This window comes from Enterobacter sp. CP102 (assembly GCF_025152625.1).
GTDB classification, from domain to species: domain Bacteria; phylum Pseudomonadota; class Gammaproteobacteria; order Enterobacterales; family Enterobacteriaceae; genus Enterobacter; species Enterobacter soli.
In genome coordinates this window covers 815,311-833,616 of record NZ_CP104014.1, presented here as the reverse complement: position 1 = coordinate 833,616, position 18,306 = coordinate 815,311, and the positions used below count along the sequence as shown (strand labels likewise).

Genomic DNA, 18,306 nt, shown 5'->3' with positions numbered 1-18,306 from the left:
CAAAGAGAGATTAGAAGCGGAAGGTCGCGGTAGCCACAACCTGGCGTCCTGCGCCCCAGTAGCAAGCGTATTCGCTATAGCAGCTGGAGACATACTCACGGTCAAAGATGTTATTCACGTTGACGCCAACGGAAGAGCCAGGCAGGCCAAAGCGCGCCAGATCGTATTTCACCGTTGCATCCGCCAGGGCATAACCTGCAACGTTAAATGACTGGTAAGCTTTTGAAGATGCCGCTGAATAGTAGGATACCGTGTTACCAATGTAACGGGTACCCGCGCCAACGGTCAGGCCGCTCAATGCCGTTTCATGGAAGGTATAATCCGCCCACAGGGAGGCCATGTTACGTGGTACTTCCGCCGGACGACGGCCTTCATACCAGGTATCGTGGGTGTATTCAGCATCGGTGTAGCTATAAGATGCCGTGACATCGATGTTGGCATTGACGGCTGCCTTAGCTTCAAGTTCGAAACCACGTGAACGAATTTCACCGCCCTGCACGCTAAAGCCGCTGGTCGGGTTCGCCGGGTCGGCCGTCAGGTTGTTGTTTTTAGTCAGCTGGTACACCGCCGCCGTCACAACAACCGGAAGATCTTTCGGTACGTATTTCACACCCACTTCGTACTGCTTGCCGCGCGCTGGATCGAACGGTTTACCGCCCTGTGTGGTTCCTGAAATCGGCTCGAAGGATTCGCTGTAGCTGAAGTACGGCGTGATACCATTGTCGAACAGGTAGTTAATACCGCCACGCCAGGTGAATGCCTGATCGTTAATTTCTGCGGTGGTTCCGGTGGTACGGGTCAGCGCAGAGGTTTTAGCGAAGTCGTAGCGGCCACCCATGGTCAGCACCCACTTATCCCATTCAGCCTGGTCCTGAGCATACAGGCCCGTTTGTTCCTGACGGTTAAGCACTTTGTACAGGTAGTAAACGTCAACATTTGGGTTGCCATACGCAGGCTTGGTCATGCTGATCGGGTCAGCTGAGCCATAGTCAGCATCAATGTCATTACGCATACGAAGGTAATCGACACCCGTTAACAGGGTATGATCAACGGCGCCGGTCGCAAATTTGGACTGAAGCTGAGTATCAACGGTGAAGGAGTTAAGATCTTCATCGGAACGTACGTATGCGCGGCTGATTTGCGCCGGAGCAATATAGCCGTTGCCGTAGACAGAACGGTAAAGCGTGTTGATTTTGGTGTAACGCAGGTTTTGACGCACGGTAAAGGTGTCGTCGAATTCGTGCGAGAAGCTGTAACCCACCATTTTCTGACGACGGGAGATTTTGTTGTCTTCCTCGCCTTCGTTGAAATCTGTCGGCAGCTTGTGTGCTTTGCCGTTGGCATCATAGTAAGGCACAACAGTACCTTCCCGCGGCAACCAGCCGTAGTAGCCCGCATCCGGATCGCTCTGGAAGTTGCTCAGGAAAGTGAAGTCTGTTTTATCATCCGGGCGCCAGCTGAAGGAAGGTGCAATGGCATAGCGGGTGGATTTCACCATCTCCTGCTGCGCATTTTCACTGCGACCCAGGCCGGTCAGGCGGTAGGACCACACGCCGTTGTCATCAATGGCATCGCTGAAGTCAAACCCGGTTTGCCACAGGTTATCGGTGCCCATTTTGAACTGGATTTCTTTCAGTGGCTCGGTCGTTGGTCGCTTACTGACCATGCTCACCACGCCACCCGGGTGGCTTTTACCGTACAGTACGGAGGTCGGGCCACGCAGCAGTTCAACGCGCTCCAGGAAATATGGATCCATGGACGCTTCAGAATAGTTATCGCCCTGGAGCTTCATCCCGTCCAGATACTGGTTGGTATTGACGGTGCTGGAGGTGGTGAAACCACGGATAGAAACCACGTCATAGGTGGTAGATGCACCGCGGGTCGCAAAAACGCTTGGCGTATAGGCCAGCGCCTGCTTCACCGTACCCGGCTGTTTCATGTCCATCTCTTCACGTGTCACGACGGAAATAGACTGCGGGGTTTTCTCAATAGGTGTATCAGTTTTGGTCGCCGTTGCGGTGCGTTTTGCCGCAATCGTTGGAGCTGGACCCCAGGCACTTTCCTGTGCAACCGGAGCGGCGGTCACAGTGATAGTATCTTCTTTTTTCGGGGTATCGGCGGCCTGCGCATAAGCAGACATGCCGGCAACCGCTGTGGCTACGACAACTGCGATTTTACGCAGCGACGTGTTAATTGGCTGAGCAGTATTGGAAAGCGCCATGTTGAATCTCTGATGTGAAAGTGAATGATAACGTAAACGAGAATTATTATTATGAGCGCCAGAATAATATGCGAAACGCTGGTTGCATAGCAAGCAGTATGCAGCCCTACGAGAATTAAGGGTTTAAGAAATAGACAAGAGAAAACGAAGGGTTAATCAGAGTTAAAGCGAGGGTTAACGAAATGAGTTTTACGGGTAAAAAAAGCCCTCTTCCAGGGAAGAGGGCTTTAAAAGGTTAGTTACCGCCGAACATGTCCTTAATCCAGCCCGCGACACCGTCGCTGTCTTTCTTCTCATTCTGCTGCTGCGGCTGTTGCTGCTGCGGCTGCTGTGGCTGAGAAGACTGGTCGAACGGGTTACCCGTTGGCAGTTCTGGCTGACTTTGCTGGCACAGCGAGTCCGGGTTTGCGGTCCAGACAGGCAATGAACGCATCCCGCCGCCGCAGACAAAGTTACCGGAACTGTCCACGCCCATATCGACGATGTCTTCCGGCGCAACCAGATTCAGCGGCACAGGGGACTGATTGGCCAGATAGCGCTGGTAAATCGACATCGCCCCGCTCGCGCCGTACAGCTTGGTTGGCTGGTTGTTATCGCGGCCTACCCAGGTGATCACCACTTCACGGCCATCAATACCGGCAAACCAGGTATCGACGTTGTTGTTGGTGGTCCCGGTTTTACCCGCAAGATGCAGGCCAGGGTACTTAGCCCCTAACTGACGCCCTGTGCCACGCTGTACAACCTGTTGCATGGTCCAGAGTGTCATGTAGGCCGCCTGCGCCGGAACCGCGCGCTCCGCCTGCGGGAAGCTCTGATACAGCACGGAACCATCTTCAGCAATGACTGAACGCAGGGCGGAAAGTTGCGCCCGGTTACCGCCACTGGCGATGGTCTGGAACGCCTGCGCCACTTCGATTGGCGTCAGGTTAAGCGCACCGAGGATCATCGCCGGAACCGGGTTAAGCTGCTCTTTAGGCACACCGAGCTTCTGCCAGGTATCCGTAATTGCCGGCAGGCCCAGCGCCATACCCAGGTTAACCGTTGGCACGTTCATGGAGCGCGTCAGGGCATCCACCAGCATGACCTGGCCACTGAACTGTTTGTCATCGTTCTGCGGCGACCACACCTGGCCATTAGGCTGGCGCAGGGAGATTGGCGCATCGGCAATCCAGGTGTTCAGACGGTACTGATTTGGCTGGCTGAGCGCGGTGAGATAGGTCGCTGGTTTTGCCAGAGAACCAATCGAACGACGCGCCTGCATTGCGCGGTTATAGCCCGCAAACTGCGGCTCTGCCCCGCCCACCATCGCACGAACTTCGCCGGTGTTACGGTCAACCACCACCATTGCGGTTTCAAGGTCGCTCAGCTTGCGCTGTTTTTTCAGTGCCGGAATACCGTCAACGGCCGCTTTTTCCGCCGCATCCTGAGCCACTGAATCGAAGGTGGTAAAGATCTTCACGCCGGAGAGATCTTTCACTTTATCGCCGAGCTTGCTCTGCAATTCCTGGCGAACCATCTGCATAAAGGCAGGCTGAGGAGAGATAACACCACCGCGCGGCTGCACACCCAGAGGGCGAGCGCTCAGCATATCATACAGCTCCTGATCGATAACCTGCTGTTGTTGCAGCAGACGCAGCACCAGGTTACGACGCTCCAGCGCCAGCTTCGGATTACGCCACGGGTTATAGATGGACGCACCTTTAACCATGCCCACCAGCAGCGCCTGCTGGTCGAGGCTCAGCTCTTCAACCGGGCGGCCAAAGTAGTACAAGCTCGCCAGCGGGAAGCCGCGGATTTCGTTATCACCGCTCTGACCGAGGTACACCTCGTTCATATACAGCTCAAGAATACGATCCTTGCTGTAGCGCGCATCCATCAACACAGCCATGTACGCTTCGTTGGCTTTACGCCAGTAGGAGCGCTCGCTGGAGAGGAACAGGTTCTTCACCAGCTGCTGGGTCAAGGTACTCGCCCCCTGCACCGTACGTCCGGCTGTCAGGTTGGCCAGCACCGCACGGCCGATAGAGTAAAGGCTGATACCGTCATGCTCGTAGAAGTGACGGTCTTCAGTTGCCAGCAGAGTATCCACCAGCAGATCCGGGAAACCGTTACGTGCCACGAACAGGCGCTGTTCGCCATTCGCTGAAGAGAGCATGGTGATAAGACGTGGATCGAGTCGGAAGAAACCAAACTGGCGGTTACTATCCATATTCTCGATGGTGTCCAGACGATCGCCATCAAAGGTCAGACGCGCACGCACCTGGCCTTCTTTACTGTCCGGGAAATCGAACGGACGGCGGATCATTTCGATGCTTTTCGCCTGCACGGTAAATTCGCCAGGACGGGTCATCTTCGACACCTGACGATACTGTGTGGCTTCAAGCAGCTTCACCATCTCATTCTTGCTGATCGACATATCTGGCTCAAGGTTCACCATGCGACCATACACTGCCGCAGGCAACTGCCAGACTTTACCGTCGATACGGCTGCGGATCTTCTGATCCAGATAGACGCCGTAGATAGCCATCAGAACAACAAAAACAATGAACAGCTTCACCAACAGCCAGAACCAGCCGCGTTTTCCACGAGGCTTACGCCCTTTGCCTTTTCCTTTACGCGGCATCGGATCTTCATCCTCATAATCGTCTTCATAGTCATCATCGTAATCTTCATCTTTACGACGACGGCTCACTTTTTCTTTCGCCGGACGCGCAGGTTTCCCTTTACGTCCTATTGGCTCGCGGTCATTCCCCGCCATGCTTTTTCTCCGCAACATTCAGGCGCAAAGGCCAGATTTTCTTTTCTTCCACATCACCGTGAAAGAAGAAATCTCTCAAAATTGTTTTCTCCCTCTCCCTATGGGAGAGGGCTGGGGTGAGGGCATCAGGCCGCACTCATCATCCCCTTTCACGAATATTTCTTCGTCCGCCTTGTCGGCGCCGTATTCGCCGGGTCATCCGGCCATACGTGTTTGGGGTAACGCCCCTTCATCTCTTTTTGCACTTCACGGTAACTCCCCGCCCAGAACGCACTCAGGTCGCGGGTTATCTGCAAAGGCCGGTGCGCAGGAGACAGCAGCTCCAGCACCAGCGACACACGCCCTTTTGCAATGGACGGTGTTTGCGCCTCGCCAAACATCTCCTGCATCCTGACGGCCAGCGCAGGGGGGTTATCTTCGTGATAACGAATGGCAATCCGGCTTCCGGTCGGCACAGTGTAATGCCCAGGCAGTTCACTATCCAGACGTTGACGTAATGACCAGTCCAGTAAATTATGTAACGCGTCCTTAACATCCAGGGCTTTTAGCGCCTTCAGCGAGTGTACACCGCGCATTTGCGGCAGTAGCCAGCGCTCCAGAGAAGCCAGAAGCGTCTCATCATCAACCGCGGGCCAGTCATCCTCCGGCAGCCACTGCGCCGCACAGTGCAGGCGAATACGATACTGTTCAGCCTCTGGCGTCCAGTTCAGTACGCTCAGCCCCTTTTCCCGAATGCCGTTAAGCATTGCCTGATGCAGCTCGTCTTCCGACGGTTTGGCCAGCGGTTTTGTGCCGAGAGTGAGCTTGCCAATCTGGCTGCGACGAAACGCCTTCAGCGTCCCCTGCGCATCATCCCATTCAACGATATCGGATTGCTGAAGCAGCTGCGGACACGCCCGCGTCAGGGCATCAATATCGACCGCAATGGCCTGTAGGATCCGTGCGTCCGGGGAGTGGCTGCCCTGCAATAAGAGCGGCGCGATAAGCCATTCGTGCCGGGTGAGAGCATCATCGCTGTCCAGCATCGCCCCTATGCCGTTGGCCAACTGGTAACGCCCATCCAGTCCGCGACGCCGGGCAACTCTGTCCGGGAACGCCTGCGCCAGTGCGCTGGCAATACGGTTGCTGTCTGGTGTTCCGCCACGGCTGTTGAGTCGCCGGCAAAGCTGCTGCGCCCGCTGCTGCCAGTTTGGCTGGTTGCGTGAAAACGCCATCGCCAGGTCGCTGTTTCCGCCGCGCGGTGGCTCCTCCAGAATCGCCGCCAGCTTTGCCGCCGTGGCAATGTCATCATCATCTTTTGCCGCCACCAGCATGGCAGCCAGACGAGGCTCATTGCCCAGCGCGGCCATTTTCTGCCCCTGCGCCGTTAAGCGGCTGCCATCCAGCGCCCCCAGCCGGGTCAGCAAGGTACGGGCGGCCATCAGATTCACCGCAGGTGGCGGATTCAGCCAGGTCAGCTGTACGGGATCCGGGCAGCCCCACTGCAACAGATCCATAACCAGGCCGGAAAGATCGCTGTGTAAAATTTCAGGTGTACTTTGCTGCACTGCGCGCTCGGCCTGCTCTGCGCTGGTGAGATGCAAACAGATCCCGGGCTCCAGTCGCCCTGCGCGCCCTGCCCGCTGGATCATCGATGCCTGGCTTATCCGCTGCGTAAGCAGTTTTGTCAGCCCGCTACGCGGATCAAAACTGGCGACGCGCTCCTGGGCGCAATCCACCACCAGACGAATACCTTCAATGGTTAAACTGGTTTCGGCAATATTGGTTGCCAGCACCGCTTTACGCTGTCCGGCAGGAGCAGGAAGGATGGCCTTACGCTGTTCATTTAACGACAGCGCCCCGTACAGCGGACAGAGCACCACATCGCTTCCCACGCGGGTTGCCAGCTGTTCCTGCACGCGCTGAATTTCCCCCACACCGGGTAAAAACAACAGCAGCGAGCCCGGCTCCTGTCGCAGGAGCTCTGCGGTGGCAATGGCGACGGCTTCGTCGAAGCGCTGATGCGTGGCCAGCGGCTGATATCGACGTTCAACCGGGAAAGCGCGCCCGGCGGAGGCGATAACCGGCGCATCGGGTAAGGCTTGTTGTAATCGCTCGTTATCCAGCGTGGCCGACATAATCAGCAGCTTGAGGTCGTCGCGCAACCCTTGCTGCACGTCCAGCAGCAGTGCCAGGGCCAAATCGGCCTGCAGGCTACGCTCATGGAATTCATCCAGAATGACCAGACTGATGCCGGTGAGTTCAGGATCGTTTTGCAGCATCCGGGTGAGAATACCTTCGGTGACCACTTCCAGCCGCGTGGCCGGGCCAACGCAGGTTTCAGCGCGCATTCGATATCCCACCGTTTCACCCGGTTTCTCGTTCAGCAGCTCTGCCAGACGCTGTGCCACATTGCGCGCAGCCAGTCTTCGCGGCTCCAGCAGGATTATCTTCCCGTGCAGATTTGCGTCTTTGAGGATCTGTAGCGGCAGCCAGGTTGATTTTCCCGCCCCCGTGGGCGCGTTGAGCAATACCTGCGGGGCATGTTGTAACGCAGCGAGTAGCTCAGGAAGTACGGCGGCGACTGGCAATGAGGACACTAACAGCTCCAGAGGGTTAACATTAGTCGGCGTACATTGTAGCATCGCCACATATCATTACCGAGTCCCCCGTATGTCTGAGTCGAAACGACTGTTTTTCGCCATTGAGCTGCCTCCCACGATACAGCGCCAGATTGTTCGCTGGCGGGCAAGCCATTTCCCGCAGGAAGCGGGCCGAACTGTTGCTGCGGCAAACCTGCACATAACGCTGGCCTTTCTGGGCGATGTCAGCGCCGAAAAGCAGCGCGCGTTAGCGTCGATGGCCGGACGTATTAGCCAGCCCGGTTTTACGCTGAATCTGGATGACGCGGGCCAGTGGCTTCGCTCCCGCGTGGTATGGCTCGGGACTCGCCAGCCACCTCGCGGTTTGTTGCAGCTGGCCAACATGCTCCGGGCACAGGCCGCGCGCAGTGGTTGCTACCAAAGCCCGCAGCCTTTTCATCCCCATATCACCCTGCTGCGCGATGCCAGCCATGCCGTGGCCATTCCGCCGCCGGGTTTCCAATGGTCTTTTCCGGTGGATACGTTCGCGCTTTATGAATCTGTCTTTGCACAAGGACGCACCCGATACACGCCTTTACAGCGCTGGACGCTGGGCGACACCTTAAGGAATTCCGATGAAGTTTAGCCCCGCGCTTCAACACGCCACGCTCATTCAACGCTACAAACGCTTTCTCGCGGACGTTGTGACGCCTGAAGGAGAACAACTAACGCTGCACTGCCCCAATACCGGTGCCATGACCGGCTGCGCAACGCCTGGTGACACTGTCTGGTATTCAACGTCAGAAAATACTAAACGCAAATATCCCCATACCTGGGAGATGACGCAGACGCAACAAGGGGCATTTATTTGTGTCAACACATTGCGGGCGAACCAATTAGTTAAGGAAGCCCTGATTGCAGGGAATATTCCTGAACTGGTGGGTTACAGCGTTCAAAAAAGCGAAGTGAAATATGGCGAAGAAGGCAGCAGAATTGACTTTATGTTACAGGCGGAAGATCGGCCTGAGTGCTATATTGAAGTAAAATCAGTGACGTTAGCGGAACATGATAATGGCTACTTCCCGGATGCGGTAACGCTACGTGGGCAAAAGCATCTGCGGGAGTTGATGAGTGTTGCGGCGGCGGGCAAGCGCGCCGTATTGCTGTTTGCGGTATTGCACTCGGCAATTGAACGATTTTCTCCTGCCCGCCATATCGATCCCAAATACGCGCAATTGTTGAATGAGGCACAAAAGCAGGGGGTGGAGGTTTTCGCTTATAAAGCGGAACTTTCTGCCGATAATATGACTCTGAGATCCTCTCTCCCCGTGGTCTTATAAAGGGAGTAGTCGATTGATTATTATGTGTTCTGGTCGCGTGCGCAAATACGCTTTTCCTCACAGGCTTGTCAAGTGTTACGTATAGATAATTGCCATTCGGAAAAGCATCTGCTATTTATAGCGACCTGATTTTTCCCCCAACACGGGGATCGATAGTGCGTGTTAAGGAGAAGCAACATGCAAGAAGGGCAAAACCGTAAAACATCGTCCCTGAGTATTCTCGCCATCGCTGGGGTGGAGCCGTATCAAGAGAAACCGGGCGAAGAGTATATGAACGAAGCCCAGCTGTCGCACTTCAAGCGTATTCTTGAAGCATGGCGTAATCAACTCAGGGATGAAGTCGATCGCACCGTTACACATATGCAGGATGAAGCTGCAAACTTCCCGGACCCGGTAGACCGTGCCGCTCAGGAAGAAGAGTTCAGCCTCGAACTGCGTAACCGTGACCGCGAACGCAAACTGATCAAAAAGATCGAGAAAACGTTGAAAAAGGTCGAGGACGAAGATTTCGGATACTGCGAATCCTGCGGTGTTGAAATTGGTATTCGCCGTCTGGAAGCGCGTCCAACCGCCGATCTGTGCATCGACTGTAAAACGCTGGCTGAAATCCGCGAAAAACAGATGGCCGGTTAATTCCAGCCCTGTATTTCCTGTAAAGGCGGGAGTCTCTCCCGCCTTGTTACTGTTGATATGTCTGAATCACACTATATTGGGCGCTTTGCGCCATCTCCTTCCGGTGAATTACACTTCGGCTCTTTAATAGCCGCCCTTGGCAGCTACCTGCAAGCTCGTGCAAACCAGGGCATCTGGCGTGTCCGCATCGAAGATATTGATCCTCCGCGTGAAGTTCCCGGTGCAGCAGAAACGATCCTGCGTCAGCTGGAACATTACGGCCTTCACTGGGACGGCGATGTACTCTGGCAGTCAAAACGGCACGAGGCTTACCGCGAACGTCTGGCGTGGCTCTATGAGCAAGGGCTTTCGTACTATTGCACCTGTACCCGGGCGCGCATTCAGAACGTGGGCGGCGTCTATGATGGCCATTGCCGTACGCTCGGACATGGCCCGGAAAACGCCGCCGTCCGCCTGGTTCAGCATTTCCCTGTGACCCATTTCCACGATCAATTATCAGGCGACATTCAGGCTGATGAACGCCTGGCGCGCGAGGATTTCATCATCCACCGTCGCGATGGTTTATTTGCTTATAATTTAGCCGTTGTCGTGGACGACCATTTTCAGGGCGTCACGGAAATAGTGCGCGGTGCAGACTTAATTGAGCCAACGGTACGGCAAATATCGCTGTACCAGCAATTTGGCTGGCTTGCCCCAGAATATATTCATTTACCGCTGGCGCTGAATGCGCAGGGAAATAAACTGTCGAAGCAAAACCACGCCCCTGCTCTGCCAGAGGGCGATCCGCGCCCCGTTTTGATCGACGCGCTGCGATTTCTCAACCAGAATATAACGAGCGAATGGCAGGACCTTAGTATTGATGAATTGCTGAAATTTGCCGTTGCTAACTGGACACTAAAAACCGTGCCAAAAATCCAGCATTCTCAAATGCGTTATGCTGAGCTATGATTAGCCGCTTTTTTCATAACAAAACACACTACGAGGTGTACTATTTTTACCCGAGTCGCTAATTTTTGCCGTAAGGTGCTAAGCCGGGAAGAGAGCATGGCTGAAGAGGCTATTGCACAAGCCCATATGTCGGTTATTCCACGTGAGCAGCACAATATTTCTCGCAAAGATATCAGTGAAAATGCCCTCAAGGTGCTCTATCGTTTGAATAAAGCTGGCTACGAGGCCTATCTCGTTGGCGGTGGGGTTCGCGATTTACTGCTAGGCAAAAAACCAAAAGATTTCGACGTGACGACCAGCGCCACGCCGGAGCAGGTGCGTAAATTATTCCGCAACTGCCGGCTGGTTGGCCGCCGCTTCCGTCTTGCTCACGTTATGTTTGGGCCTGAAATTATTGAAGTTGCCACCTTCCGTGGCCATCACGAAGGCAACCCCGCAGACCGAACCACGTCTCAGCGTGGCCAGAACGGAATGCTGCTGCGCGACAACATCTTTGGCTCCATTGAAGAAGATGCCCAGCGTCGCGATTTCACCATTAACAGCCTTTATTACAGCGTGGCGGATTTCACCGTCCGTGATTACGTGGGCGGAATGCAGGACCTGAAATCCGGTCTGATTCGCCTGATCGGTACGCCAGAAACGCGCTACCGCGAAGATCCGGTGCGAATGCTGCGTGCCGTACGTTTTGCTGCCAAGCTGAATATGCGTATCAGCCCGGAAACCGGTGAGCCGATCCCGCGCCTGGCAACGCTGATTAACGATGTCCCGCCTGCACGCCTGTTTGAAGAAGCGCTGAAACTGCTACAAGCCGGTTACGGGTTCGAAACCTACAACCTGCTGCGCGAATACAGCCTGTTCCAGCCGCTGTTCCCGACCATTACCCGTTACTTCACGGAAAATGGCGACAGCCCGATGGAGCGCATTATTGCGCAGGTGCTGAAGAATACTGACACCCGCATTCACAATGATATGCGCGTGAACCCGGCGTTCCTGTTTGCTGCAATGTTCTGGTATCCGTTACTGGAAACCGCCCAGAAGATTGCCCAGGAAAGCGGTCTGGCCTATTACGATGCGTTTGCGCTGGCCGCAAATGACGTGCTGGACGAAGGCTGCCGGACGCTGGCCATTCCAAAACGCATTACCACGCTGGTGCGTGATATCTGGCAGCTTCAGCTGCGTATGTCCCGTCGTCAGGGTAAACGCGCCTGGAAGCTGATGGAGCATCCTAAATTCCGCGCCGCGTTCGACCTGTTATCCCTGCGTGCAGAAGTTGAGAAGAATCAGGAATTGCAACGCCTGGCACAGTGGTGGGGTGAATTCCAGGTCTCTGCACCGCCAGAGCAAAAAGGGATGCTGACCAGTCTGGATGAAGAGCCAGAACCACGTCGTCGCCACCGTCGCCCGCGTAAGCGCGCGCCACGTCGCGAAGGCACGGCATGACCCTTGCGTATATCGCCATCGGCAGCAATCTCGCGTCTCCACTGGAGCAGGTGAATGCTGCCGTTCAGGCGCTGGGCGAGATCCCGGAAAGCCGCATCATCGCGGTATCGTCTTTCTACCGCACGCCGCCGCTGGGGCCACAGGATCAACCCGATTACCTGAATGCCGCCGTGGTGCTGGAAACCGCCCTTGCCGCCGAAACGCTGCTGGACAACACCCAGCGTATCGAATTGCAGCAGGGTCGCGTGCGCAAAGCCGAACGCTGGGGGCCGCGGACGCTGGATCTCGATATCATGCTGTTTGGTCACGAGACCATTAACACTGAGCGCCTGACGGTTCCGCATTACGATATGAAAAACCGCGGGTTTATGCTCTGGCCGCTGTTTGAAGTCGCCCCTGACCTGACCTTCCCCGATGGTATTTCCCTGAAAGCCATTCTGGAAAGCCTTAACGCGGAAAAACCCGCCCGCTGGTAACCCCGTTTTTTTATCGATTAACCGCTAAACAATTGTGGTTAATCGATTGCCTAAAATCATTGTTCCCTCGAATGTTACTGATAGAATGCGCAAAGATTCGCTTTGGCTATCAGGAAACCGTATGAAACCAACCACCATCTCCTTGCTGCAAAAATGCAAACAGGAAAAGAGACGCTTCGCCACCATCACTGCATATGACTACAGCTTCGCCAAACTGTTTGCCGAAGAAGGGATCAACGTCATGCTGGTCGGAGACTCGTTAGGGATGACGGTACAGGGACATGATTCCACCCTGCCGGTAACGGTAGAGGATATTGCTTACCACACCCGCGCCGTGCGTCGTGGTGCACCGGCCTGTCTGCTGCTTTCCGACCTGCCGTTTATGGCCTATGCCACACCAGAGCAGGCGTTTGAAAATTCAGCGGCAGTGATGCGCGCTGGCGCCAACATGGTCAAAATCGAAGGCGGCGCCTGGCTTGTGGACACCGTGAAAATGCTGACCGAGCGTGCCGTACCCGTGTGCGGGCACCTGGGCCTGACGCCGCAGTCGGTAAACATTTTTGGCGGCTACAAAGTACAAGGCCGTGGCGATGCCGCACAGACGCTGTTTGATGATGCCGTGGCGCTGGAAGCCGCCGGTGCACAGCTATTGGTGCTGGAGTGCGTTCCTGTCGAGCTGGCAAAACGCATTACCGAGGCGCTCTCCATTCCGGTTATCGGCATTGGCGCGGGCAACGTCACCGATGGCCAGATCCTGGTCATGCACGATGCGTTTGGCATTACGGGCGGACATATCCCTAAATTTGCCAAAAATTTCCTGACCGATGCGGGCGACATGCGCGCGGCAGTCAGGCAGTATATTGCCGACGTAGAATCCGGTGTGTATCCGGGTGAAGAACACAGTTTCCATTAAGGAGTCTCGTTGTGCTAATCATTGAAACCCTGCCGCTGCTGCGCCAGCATATCCGCAGAGCACGTCAGGAAGGTAAACGTATCGCACTGGTCCCCACCATGGGCAACCTTCACGACGGCCACATGAAACTGGTTGATGAGGCGAGAGCCCGTGCAGACATCGTGGTAGTCAGTATTTTCGTTAACCCAATGCAGTTTGACCGCGCTGACGACCTGGCGCGCTACCCGCGCACTCTTCAGGAAGATTGCGAAAAACTGAAGAAACGCCATACAGACATCGTCTTCTCTCCAGCACCTGCCGATGTGTACCCGCAAGGTACAGAAGAAGCGACCTACGTGGATGTCCCGGGGATTTCGACCATGCTGGAAGGCGCCAGCCGTCCGGGTCATTTCCGTGGCGTCTCAACCATCGTCAGCAAGCTGTTCAACCTGGTACAGCCAGATATCGCCTGCTTTGGTGAGAAAGACTTCCAGCAGCTGGCACTGATCCGCAAGATGGTTGCGGATATGGGTTACGACATTGAAATCGTTGGCGTGCCGATTGTGCGTGCAAAAGATGGCCTGGCGCTGAGCTCCCGCAACGGTTACTTAACCGCAGACCAGCGTAAAATCGCGCCGGGGGTGAGCAAGGTCATGAACACCATGGCTGAGCAACTGCTGGCGAAAGAGCTGACCGCAGAAGAGATTATCGCTCTTGCCGAACAGGCGCTTAACGATAAAGGTTTCCGCTCTGACGATGTGCAGATCCGCGATGCCGATACCCTGCTGGAGCTGACAGAGTCCAGCAAACGGGCGGTTATCCTGGTGGCGGCATGGCTGGGTCAGGCGCGTCTTATCGATAACAAAGTGGTTGAGCTGGCGTAGTAGACACCGACTAAAAATCGGGCAATACTGCGCGCGTATTTGCCTGGGGAATAACTCCCCTCACCTGCCCTCTCTTCTTGTATGAGAGGGTAAAGCATGATGATTAAAGGTAGACGTAATGATTCGCAAAATGCTGCAAGGTAAGCTTCACCGTGTGAAAGTGACTCAGGCCGACCTGCACTATGAAGGCTCCTGCGCGATCGACCAGGATTTCCTCGACGCGGCGGGTATTCTTGAAAACGAAGCTATTGATATCTGGAACGTGAACAACGGCAAACGCTTCTCTACTTACGCCATCGCCGCTGAACGCGGTTCCAAAATCATCTCCGTCAACGGTGCTGCCGCGCACTGTGCTGACGTGGGTGATATCGTGATTATCGCAAGCTTCGTCATGATGTCTGACGAAGAAGCGCGCCGCTGGCAGCCAAAAGTCGCCTACTTCGAAGGCGACAATGACATGAAACGTACCGCGAAAGCGATCCCGGTTCAGGTTGCCTGATAGCTGCTACCCCTGCGGCTGATTGCTGATCAGCCGCGACATGGTCTCCAGCGAATCCGTTCTTAATATATACAAACGCTTCAGCAAGAACGGATTATCCCCCGGTTTTACCTTCCCTTTTACGGTCGTGACCGCCAGATGAAAACCGGCGTCATTTGCCGCTTTCACCGCATTATCGTTGTATCCCCCAAACGGATAGGAAAGATAAAGCACATGCGGGTTGAACTGCGCCAGATCCCGTCGGGATCGCTGAAAATCAAACAAGATCACATGATAGCTGCGGCTCAGTAATATCGGGTGCTTGTTGTCATCGACGCGGTGCAGAAAATGGGTATGGGACTGAATATCAAACACATCCTGAATACCCTTGAGTTCCGACACGCTCATAAACTGCAACGACTTCGGTGCCCATTTCTGCGGCTGGCGCTTAATGCGCGAAGAGATGATAAACGCCGTGGCATTAAAGCCGTACTCTTTCAGGATCGGATACGCATAGCGGCTGACCGATTTAAGGCCATCATCAAAGGTGATAGCTACCGCGCGTGCCGGCAGATTTATTTTATTGCGGATATACCCTTCAACCTGGTACATCGTCAGCGTGGTGTAGCCCTGATCGCGCAGCCAGGCCATCTGGTTGCTAAATGCGCGAAGGCTGGTGGTGGTAGAAGTATGGCGAAAGCGCGTATTTTCTTCATCACGCAGGATGTGATGGTAGGTCAGGATAGGGATACCGTTATCTTCCTGCGCATCCAGACTGCTTACCCACGCCAGGCGGTTGCCGATGCGGATTTGAAACCAGGTCTGGTTCAGGCGGTCTTTAAGCTTACTCAGGATCGGGTAGCGAAGATTGGCGCTTAACGTCCCGAATGGAGCGCTGCTGTTGTCGGCGGCGTTATAAACCGGGGTATCTTTCCAGGTAACCAGGTTTTGATTACTGAGGGGTTTGTTAAGATCGCCCAGGCCATCTTCAACGCGCATCTTGCCCTGAACCGGCTCCAGATGCTCCTTATCGATAAAACCCGTGCCGAAACCGAAGCGAAACTCATAGTAATCTGCCGCCGCAGGCACCACGGCCAGGATCTGCCCTGCGCGCACGTTGCCAACGTTGACCACGTCATTTCCCACCTGCGCCCAAATCGCCGCATCTTCGGTGGTTTGCATGTACTGAGCAGGCAGTCTTTGCTGACTTAATAAACTGGCAGAACTGATGCCGGAAACGAACAACAACAGCAGGAATAGTAGACGCGTTAGCATTGGATCGTTATCGATACGAAAAAACTGATGTCATTGTAGCAAAAGAGACATCAATACCAATGTTTAATTCTTATACAGGCCGTGATGCAGGATGAAAGGAGGATTTTTCTGCTGCTGATGCCACAAGCTACTGACGCCTGGTAAACCTTGCGCCACGATAGCATGACGAAATTCGGCGCTGCTGAGTGTTTCTCGCTGCGGGTACATGACTTCCAGCAACGGCAGGCTAATTCCGGAGATGACTTCGCAGCAATCGTGTTTGTGGCTCATCAATGCCGCAGAACGATAAGGCGCCGCGCCCGATTTATCCGTCAAAAAGATAACGCCATCGCCAGAGTCGGTTTCATGCAGGGCATCGCACATCATTCTGCTGAGCATGTTGGTACTCAGCCCGCGCCAGTAATTCACCGCCCGGCATTGCACCAGCGGCCCAAAACGGGCTTCGAGCTTTAACAACATGTCCTGCGCCTGTTCATCGTGGCAGGTGATGACCCATCCCAGCATAACTCCCTCCTTAGCAGGCGAGTAGTTTAGCTCAGTGAAGATTAGCTTACGGTGATAACAGTCAAAGAAAAGCGCCCGGCAACGGATTGTCGCCGGGCTGAAGGTTAGCTGCGCAGACCGCGCCCGCGCTGGATCAGATACCAGCACAGCATGTAGAAGGCAATGATAAACACCACCAGCACCGCAACGGTGGTAAACAGCGGCACATCGGTAATACCGAGGAAGCCAAAGCGGAAACCGCTAATCATGTACACGATCGGGTTCAGGTGCGACAGCGCCTGCCAGAACGGTGGCAGCAGCGTCAGGGAGTAAAACACCCCGCCCAGATAGGTCAGCGGCGTCAGCACGAAGGTCGGGATCAGGCTGATGTCGTCGAACGTTTTGGCAAACACCGCGTTCAGCAGGCCCGCCAGCGAGAACAGGATTGCGGTCAGCAGGAGCGTCAGCGCGACAAACAGCCACGAGTGCACCTGGAACGGCACAAAGAACAGTGAAATTGCCGTGACCAGGATCCCCACACACAGACCACGCGCCACGCCACCGCCAACATAGCCGGCAATAATAACGTGCGTCGGTACAGGCGCGACCAGCAGCTCTTCAATATTGCGCTGGAACTTGGCGCTAAAGAATGACGACGCCACGTTGGCATAGGCGTTGGTGATCACCGCCATCATGATCAGGCCCGGCACGATAAACTGCATATAGGTAAAGCCGTGCATTTCACCAATTCGTGAACCAATCAGGTTGCCGAAAATAATGAAATACAGCGTCATGGTGATCACCGGCGGCACCAGGGTTTGCACCCAGATGCGCATAAAACGGTTAATCTCTTTCGCCCAGATGCTTTTCAGCGCGACCCAGTAAAGATGCGTCATGCCTTGTCTCCTTGTTTCTCATGAACCAGAGAGACAAACAGCTCTTCCAGTCGGTTGGCTTTGTTACGCATACTTAATACCTGCACGCCCTGCGTACTCAACTGGGCGAACACGCTGTTGATCCCCTGCTCTCTCAACACTTCCACTTCCAGTGTCGAGGTATCCACCAGACGATATTGATAGCCTTCCAGCTTTGGCAGCGGGCTTTTCGGCGCCAGGTCGAGGATAAAGGTTTCTGATTTCAGCTTAGAAAGCAGATCTTTCATCGAAGTGTTTTCCACCAGCTCCCCGTTCTGGATGATACCGATATTGCGGCACAGCATCTCTGCTTCTTCAAGGTAGTGGGTGGTGAGGATGATCGTGGTGCCTTTGTCGTTCAGATCCTTCAGGAAGCCCCACATTGAGCGACGAAGTTCGATGTCCACACCGGCGGTTGGCTCATCGAGGATCAGCAGTTTTGGTTCATGCATCAACGCACGCGCAATCATCAGACGGCGCTTCATCCCACCAGATAACATCCGCGCACGTTCGTTACGTTTTTCCCACAGGTCGAGCTGTTTGAGGTACTTTTCGCTGCGCTCAAGCGCGTCTTTGCGCTCAACGCCATAGTAACCCGCCTGGTTCACTACGATCTGTTGGACGGTTTCAAAGGGGTTAAAGTTGAACTCTTGCGGCACCAGCCCGAGCTGGCGCTTGGCGTTAACGACATCTTTTTGCAGGTCGTAGCCAAATACGCTCACCCTGCCGGATGACTTGTTCACCAGAGAACTGATAATCCCGATGGTGGTGGATTTCCCTGCGCCATTCGGCCCCAGAAGCGCATAAAAATCACCCGCCTCTACTTTGAGATCTATTCCGCGCAGCGCCTGAACGCCGCCCGGATAGGTTTTTTTAAGCTGTTCAAGCTCCAGTGCAATCGCCATGAATTAGACTTACCTATAGTTCTGACACACGTTGTGTGGTTTCATTAAAAGTCGGGTTACCCTATAGTAGCGCAACGCAATTACTTGGTTACAGGCCG

The 18,306-nt window shown here is 54.8% G+C and carries 16 protein-coding genes; 9 read left to right on the top strand and 7 right to left on the bottom strand.

Annotation, left to right across the window (positions count from 1 at the left end):
• Window positions 1–10 precede the first annotated feature (10 nt).
• The 3 genes from fhuA to hrpB all read right to left on the bottom strand — a co-directional run bounded on the left by fhuA (window position 11) and on the right by hrpB (window position 7,558).
• Window positions 11–2,221 carry a ferrichrome porin FhuA gene (gene fhuA, locus N1249_RS03905; RefSeq protein WP_259834743.1) on the bottom strand — a complete coding sequence of 737 codons (2,211 nt, stop codon included), beginning with the start codon at window positions 2,219–2,221 and terminating at the stop codon, window positions 11–13.
• A 235-nt stretch (window positions 2,222–2,456) separates the two neighbouring features.
• On the bottom strand, window positions 2,457–4,979 hold the full coding sequence (gene mrcB, locus N1249_RS03900) for a bifunctional glycosyl transferase/transpeptidase (RefSeq protein ID WP_259834740.1): 2,523 nt from the start codon (window positions 4,977–4,979) through the stop codon (window positions 2,457–2,459).
• A gap of 149 nt (window positions 4,980–5,128) precedes the next feature.
• A complete protein-coding gene (gene hrpB / locus N1249_RS03895) occupies window positions 5,129–7,558 on the bottom strand; it encodes an ATP-dependent helicase HrpB (protein WP_259834739.1) in 2,430 nt (809 codons plus the stop codon).
• A 73-nt stretch (window positions 7,559–7,631) separates the two neighbouring features.
• Between hrpB and thpR the strand changes: the two genes are divergently transcribed.
• The 9 genes from thpR (at window position 7,632) to panD (ending at window position 14,652) form a co-directional block, all read left to right on the top strand.
• A complete protein-coding gene (thpR, locus tag N1249_RS03890; protein WP_259834738.1) occupies window positions 7,632–8,186 on the top strand; it encodes an RNA 2',3'-cyclic phosphodiesterase in 555 nt (184 codons plus the stop codon).
• Entirely contained in the window at window positions 8,176–8,880 is a 705-nt protein-coding gene (gene sfsA, locus N1249_RS03885) for a DNA/RNA nuclease SfsA (protein ID WP_259834737.1), read from the top strand. The genes thpR and sfsA overlap by 11 nt, the downstream gene beginning before the upstream one ends.
• Before the next feature lie 177 nt (window positions 8,881–9,057).
• The gene (dksA, locus tag N1249_RS03880) at window positions 9,058–9,513 is read left to right on the top strand and encodes an RNA polymerase-binding protein DksA (protein WP_001155232.1); all 456 of its coding nucleotides are present in this window, start codon (window positions 9,058–9,060) and stop codon (window positions 9,511–9,513) included.
• Window positions 9,514–9,570: 57 nt separating this feature from the next.
• The gene (gene gluQRS / locus N1249_RS03875; RefSeq protein ID WP_259834736.1) at window positions 9,571–10,461 is read left to right on the top strand and encodes a tRNA glutamyl-Q(34) synthetase GluQRS; all 891 of its coding nucleotides are present in this window, start codon (window positions 9,571–9,573) and stop codon (window positions 10,459–10,461) included.
• A gap of 42 nt (window positions 10,462–10,503) precedes the next feature.
• Window positions 10,504–11,901, top strand: coding sequence for a polynucleotide adenylyltransferase PcnB (gene pcnB / locus N1249_RS03870; RefSeq protein ID WP_259837981.1), 1,398 nt, complete (start codon window positions 10,504–10,506; stop codon window positions 11,899–11,901).
• Window positions 11,898–12,377, top strand: a complete 480-nt coding sequence (folK, locus tag N1249_RS03865; protein WP_259834735.1) for a 2-amino-4-hydroxy-6-hydroxymethyldihydropteridine diphosphokinase — start codon at window positions 11,898–11,900, stop codon at window positions 12,375–12,377. The genes pcnB and folK overlap by 4 nt, the downstream gene beginning before the upstream one ends.
• A gap of 121 nt (window positions 12,378–12,498) precedes the next feature.
• The gene (panB, locus tag N1249_RS03860) at window positions 12,499–13,290 is read left to right on the top strand and encodes a 3-methyl-2-oxobutanoate hydroxymethyltransferase (RefSeq protein WP_259834733.1); all 792 of its coding nucleotides are present in this window, start codon (window positions 12,499–12,501) and stop codon (window positions 13,288–13,290) included.
• Window positions 13,291–13,301: 11 nt separating this feature from the next.
• Window positions 13,302–14,153: a pantoate--beta-alanine ligase gene (panC, locus tag N1249_RS03855; protein WP_014068941.1), complete on the top strand. Its 852-nt coding sequence runs from the start codon at window positions 13,302–13,304 to the stop codon at window positions 14,151–14,153.
• Between the two features lie 118 nt (window positions 14,154–14,271).
• On the top strand, window positions 14,272–14,652 hold the full coding sequence (panD, locus tag N1249_RS03850) for an aspartate 1-decarboxylase (RefSeq protein ID WP_006810068.1): 381 nt from the start codon (window positions 14,272–14,274) through the stop codon (window positions 14,650–14,652).
• A gap of 6 nt (window positions 14,653–14,658) precedes the next feature.
• Here the strand turns inward: panD and N1249_RS03845 are convergent, their stop codons facing one another.
• The 4 genes from N1249_RS03845 to N1249_RS03830 all read right to left on the bottom strand — a co-directional run bounded on the left by N1249_RS03845 (window position 14,659) and on the right by N1249_RS03830 (window position 18,208).
• A complete protein-coding gene (locus tag N1249_RS03845) occupies window positions 14,659–15,906 on the bottom strand; it encodes a polysaccharide deacetylase family protein (RefSeq protein WP_259834729.1) in 1,248 nt (415 codons plus the stop codon).
• Window positions 15,907–15,969: 63 nt separating this feature from the next.
• Window positions 15,970–16,410, bottom strand: coding sequence for a PTS sugar transporter subunit IIA (locus N1249_RS03840; protein WP_014068939.1), 441 nt, complete (start codon window positions 16,408–16,410; stop codon window positions 15,970–15,972).
• 104 nt (window positions 16,411–16,514) lie between these two features.
• Window positions 16,515–17,285 (bottom strand): ABC transporter permease, encoded by a 771-nt coding sequence (locus tag N1249_RS03835; protein WP_014068938.1) that lies wholly within the window; start codon window positions 17,283–17,285, stop codon window positions 16,515–16,517.
• Window positions 17,282–18,208, bottom strand: coding sequence for an ABC transporter ATP-binding protein (locus N1249_RS03830; protein ID WP_259834727.1), 927 nt, complete (start codon window positions 18,206–18,208; stop codon window positions 17,282–17,284). Before N1249_RS03830 ends, N1249_RS03835 begins: the two co-directional genes overlap by 4 nt.
• Between the last annotated feature and the right edge of the window lie 98 nt (window positions 18,209–18,306).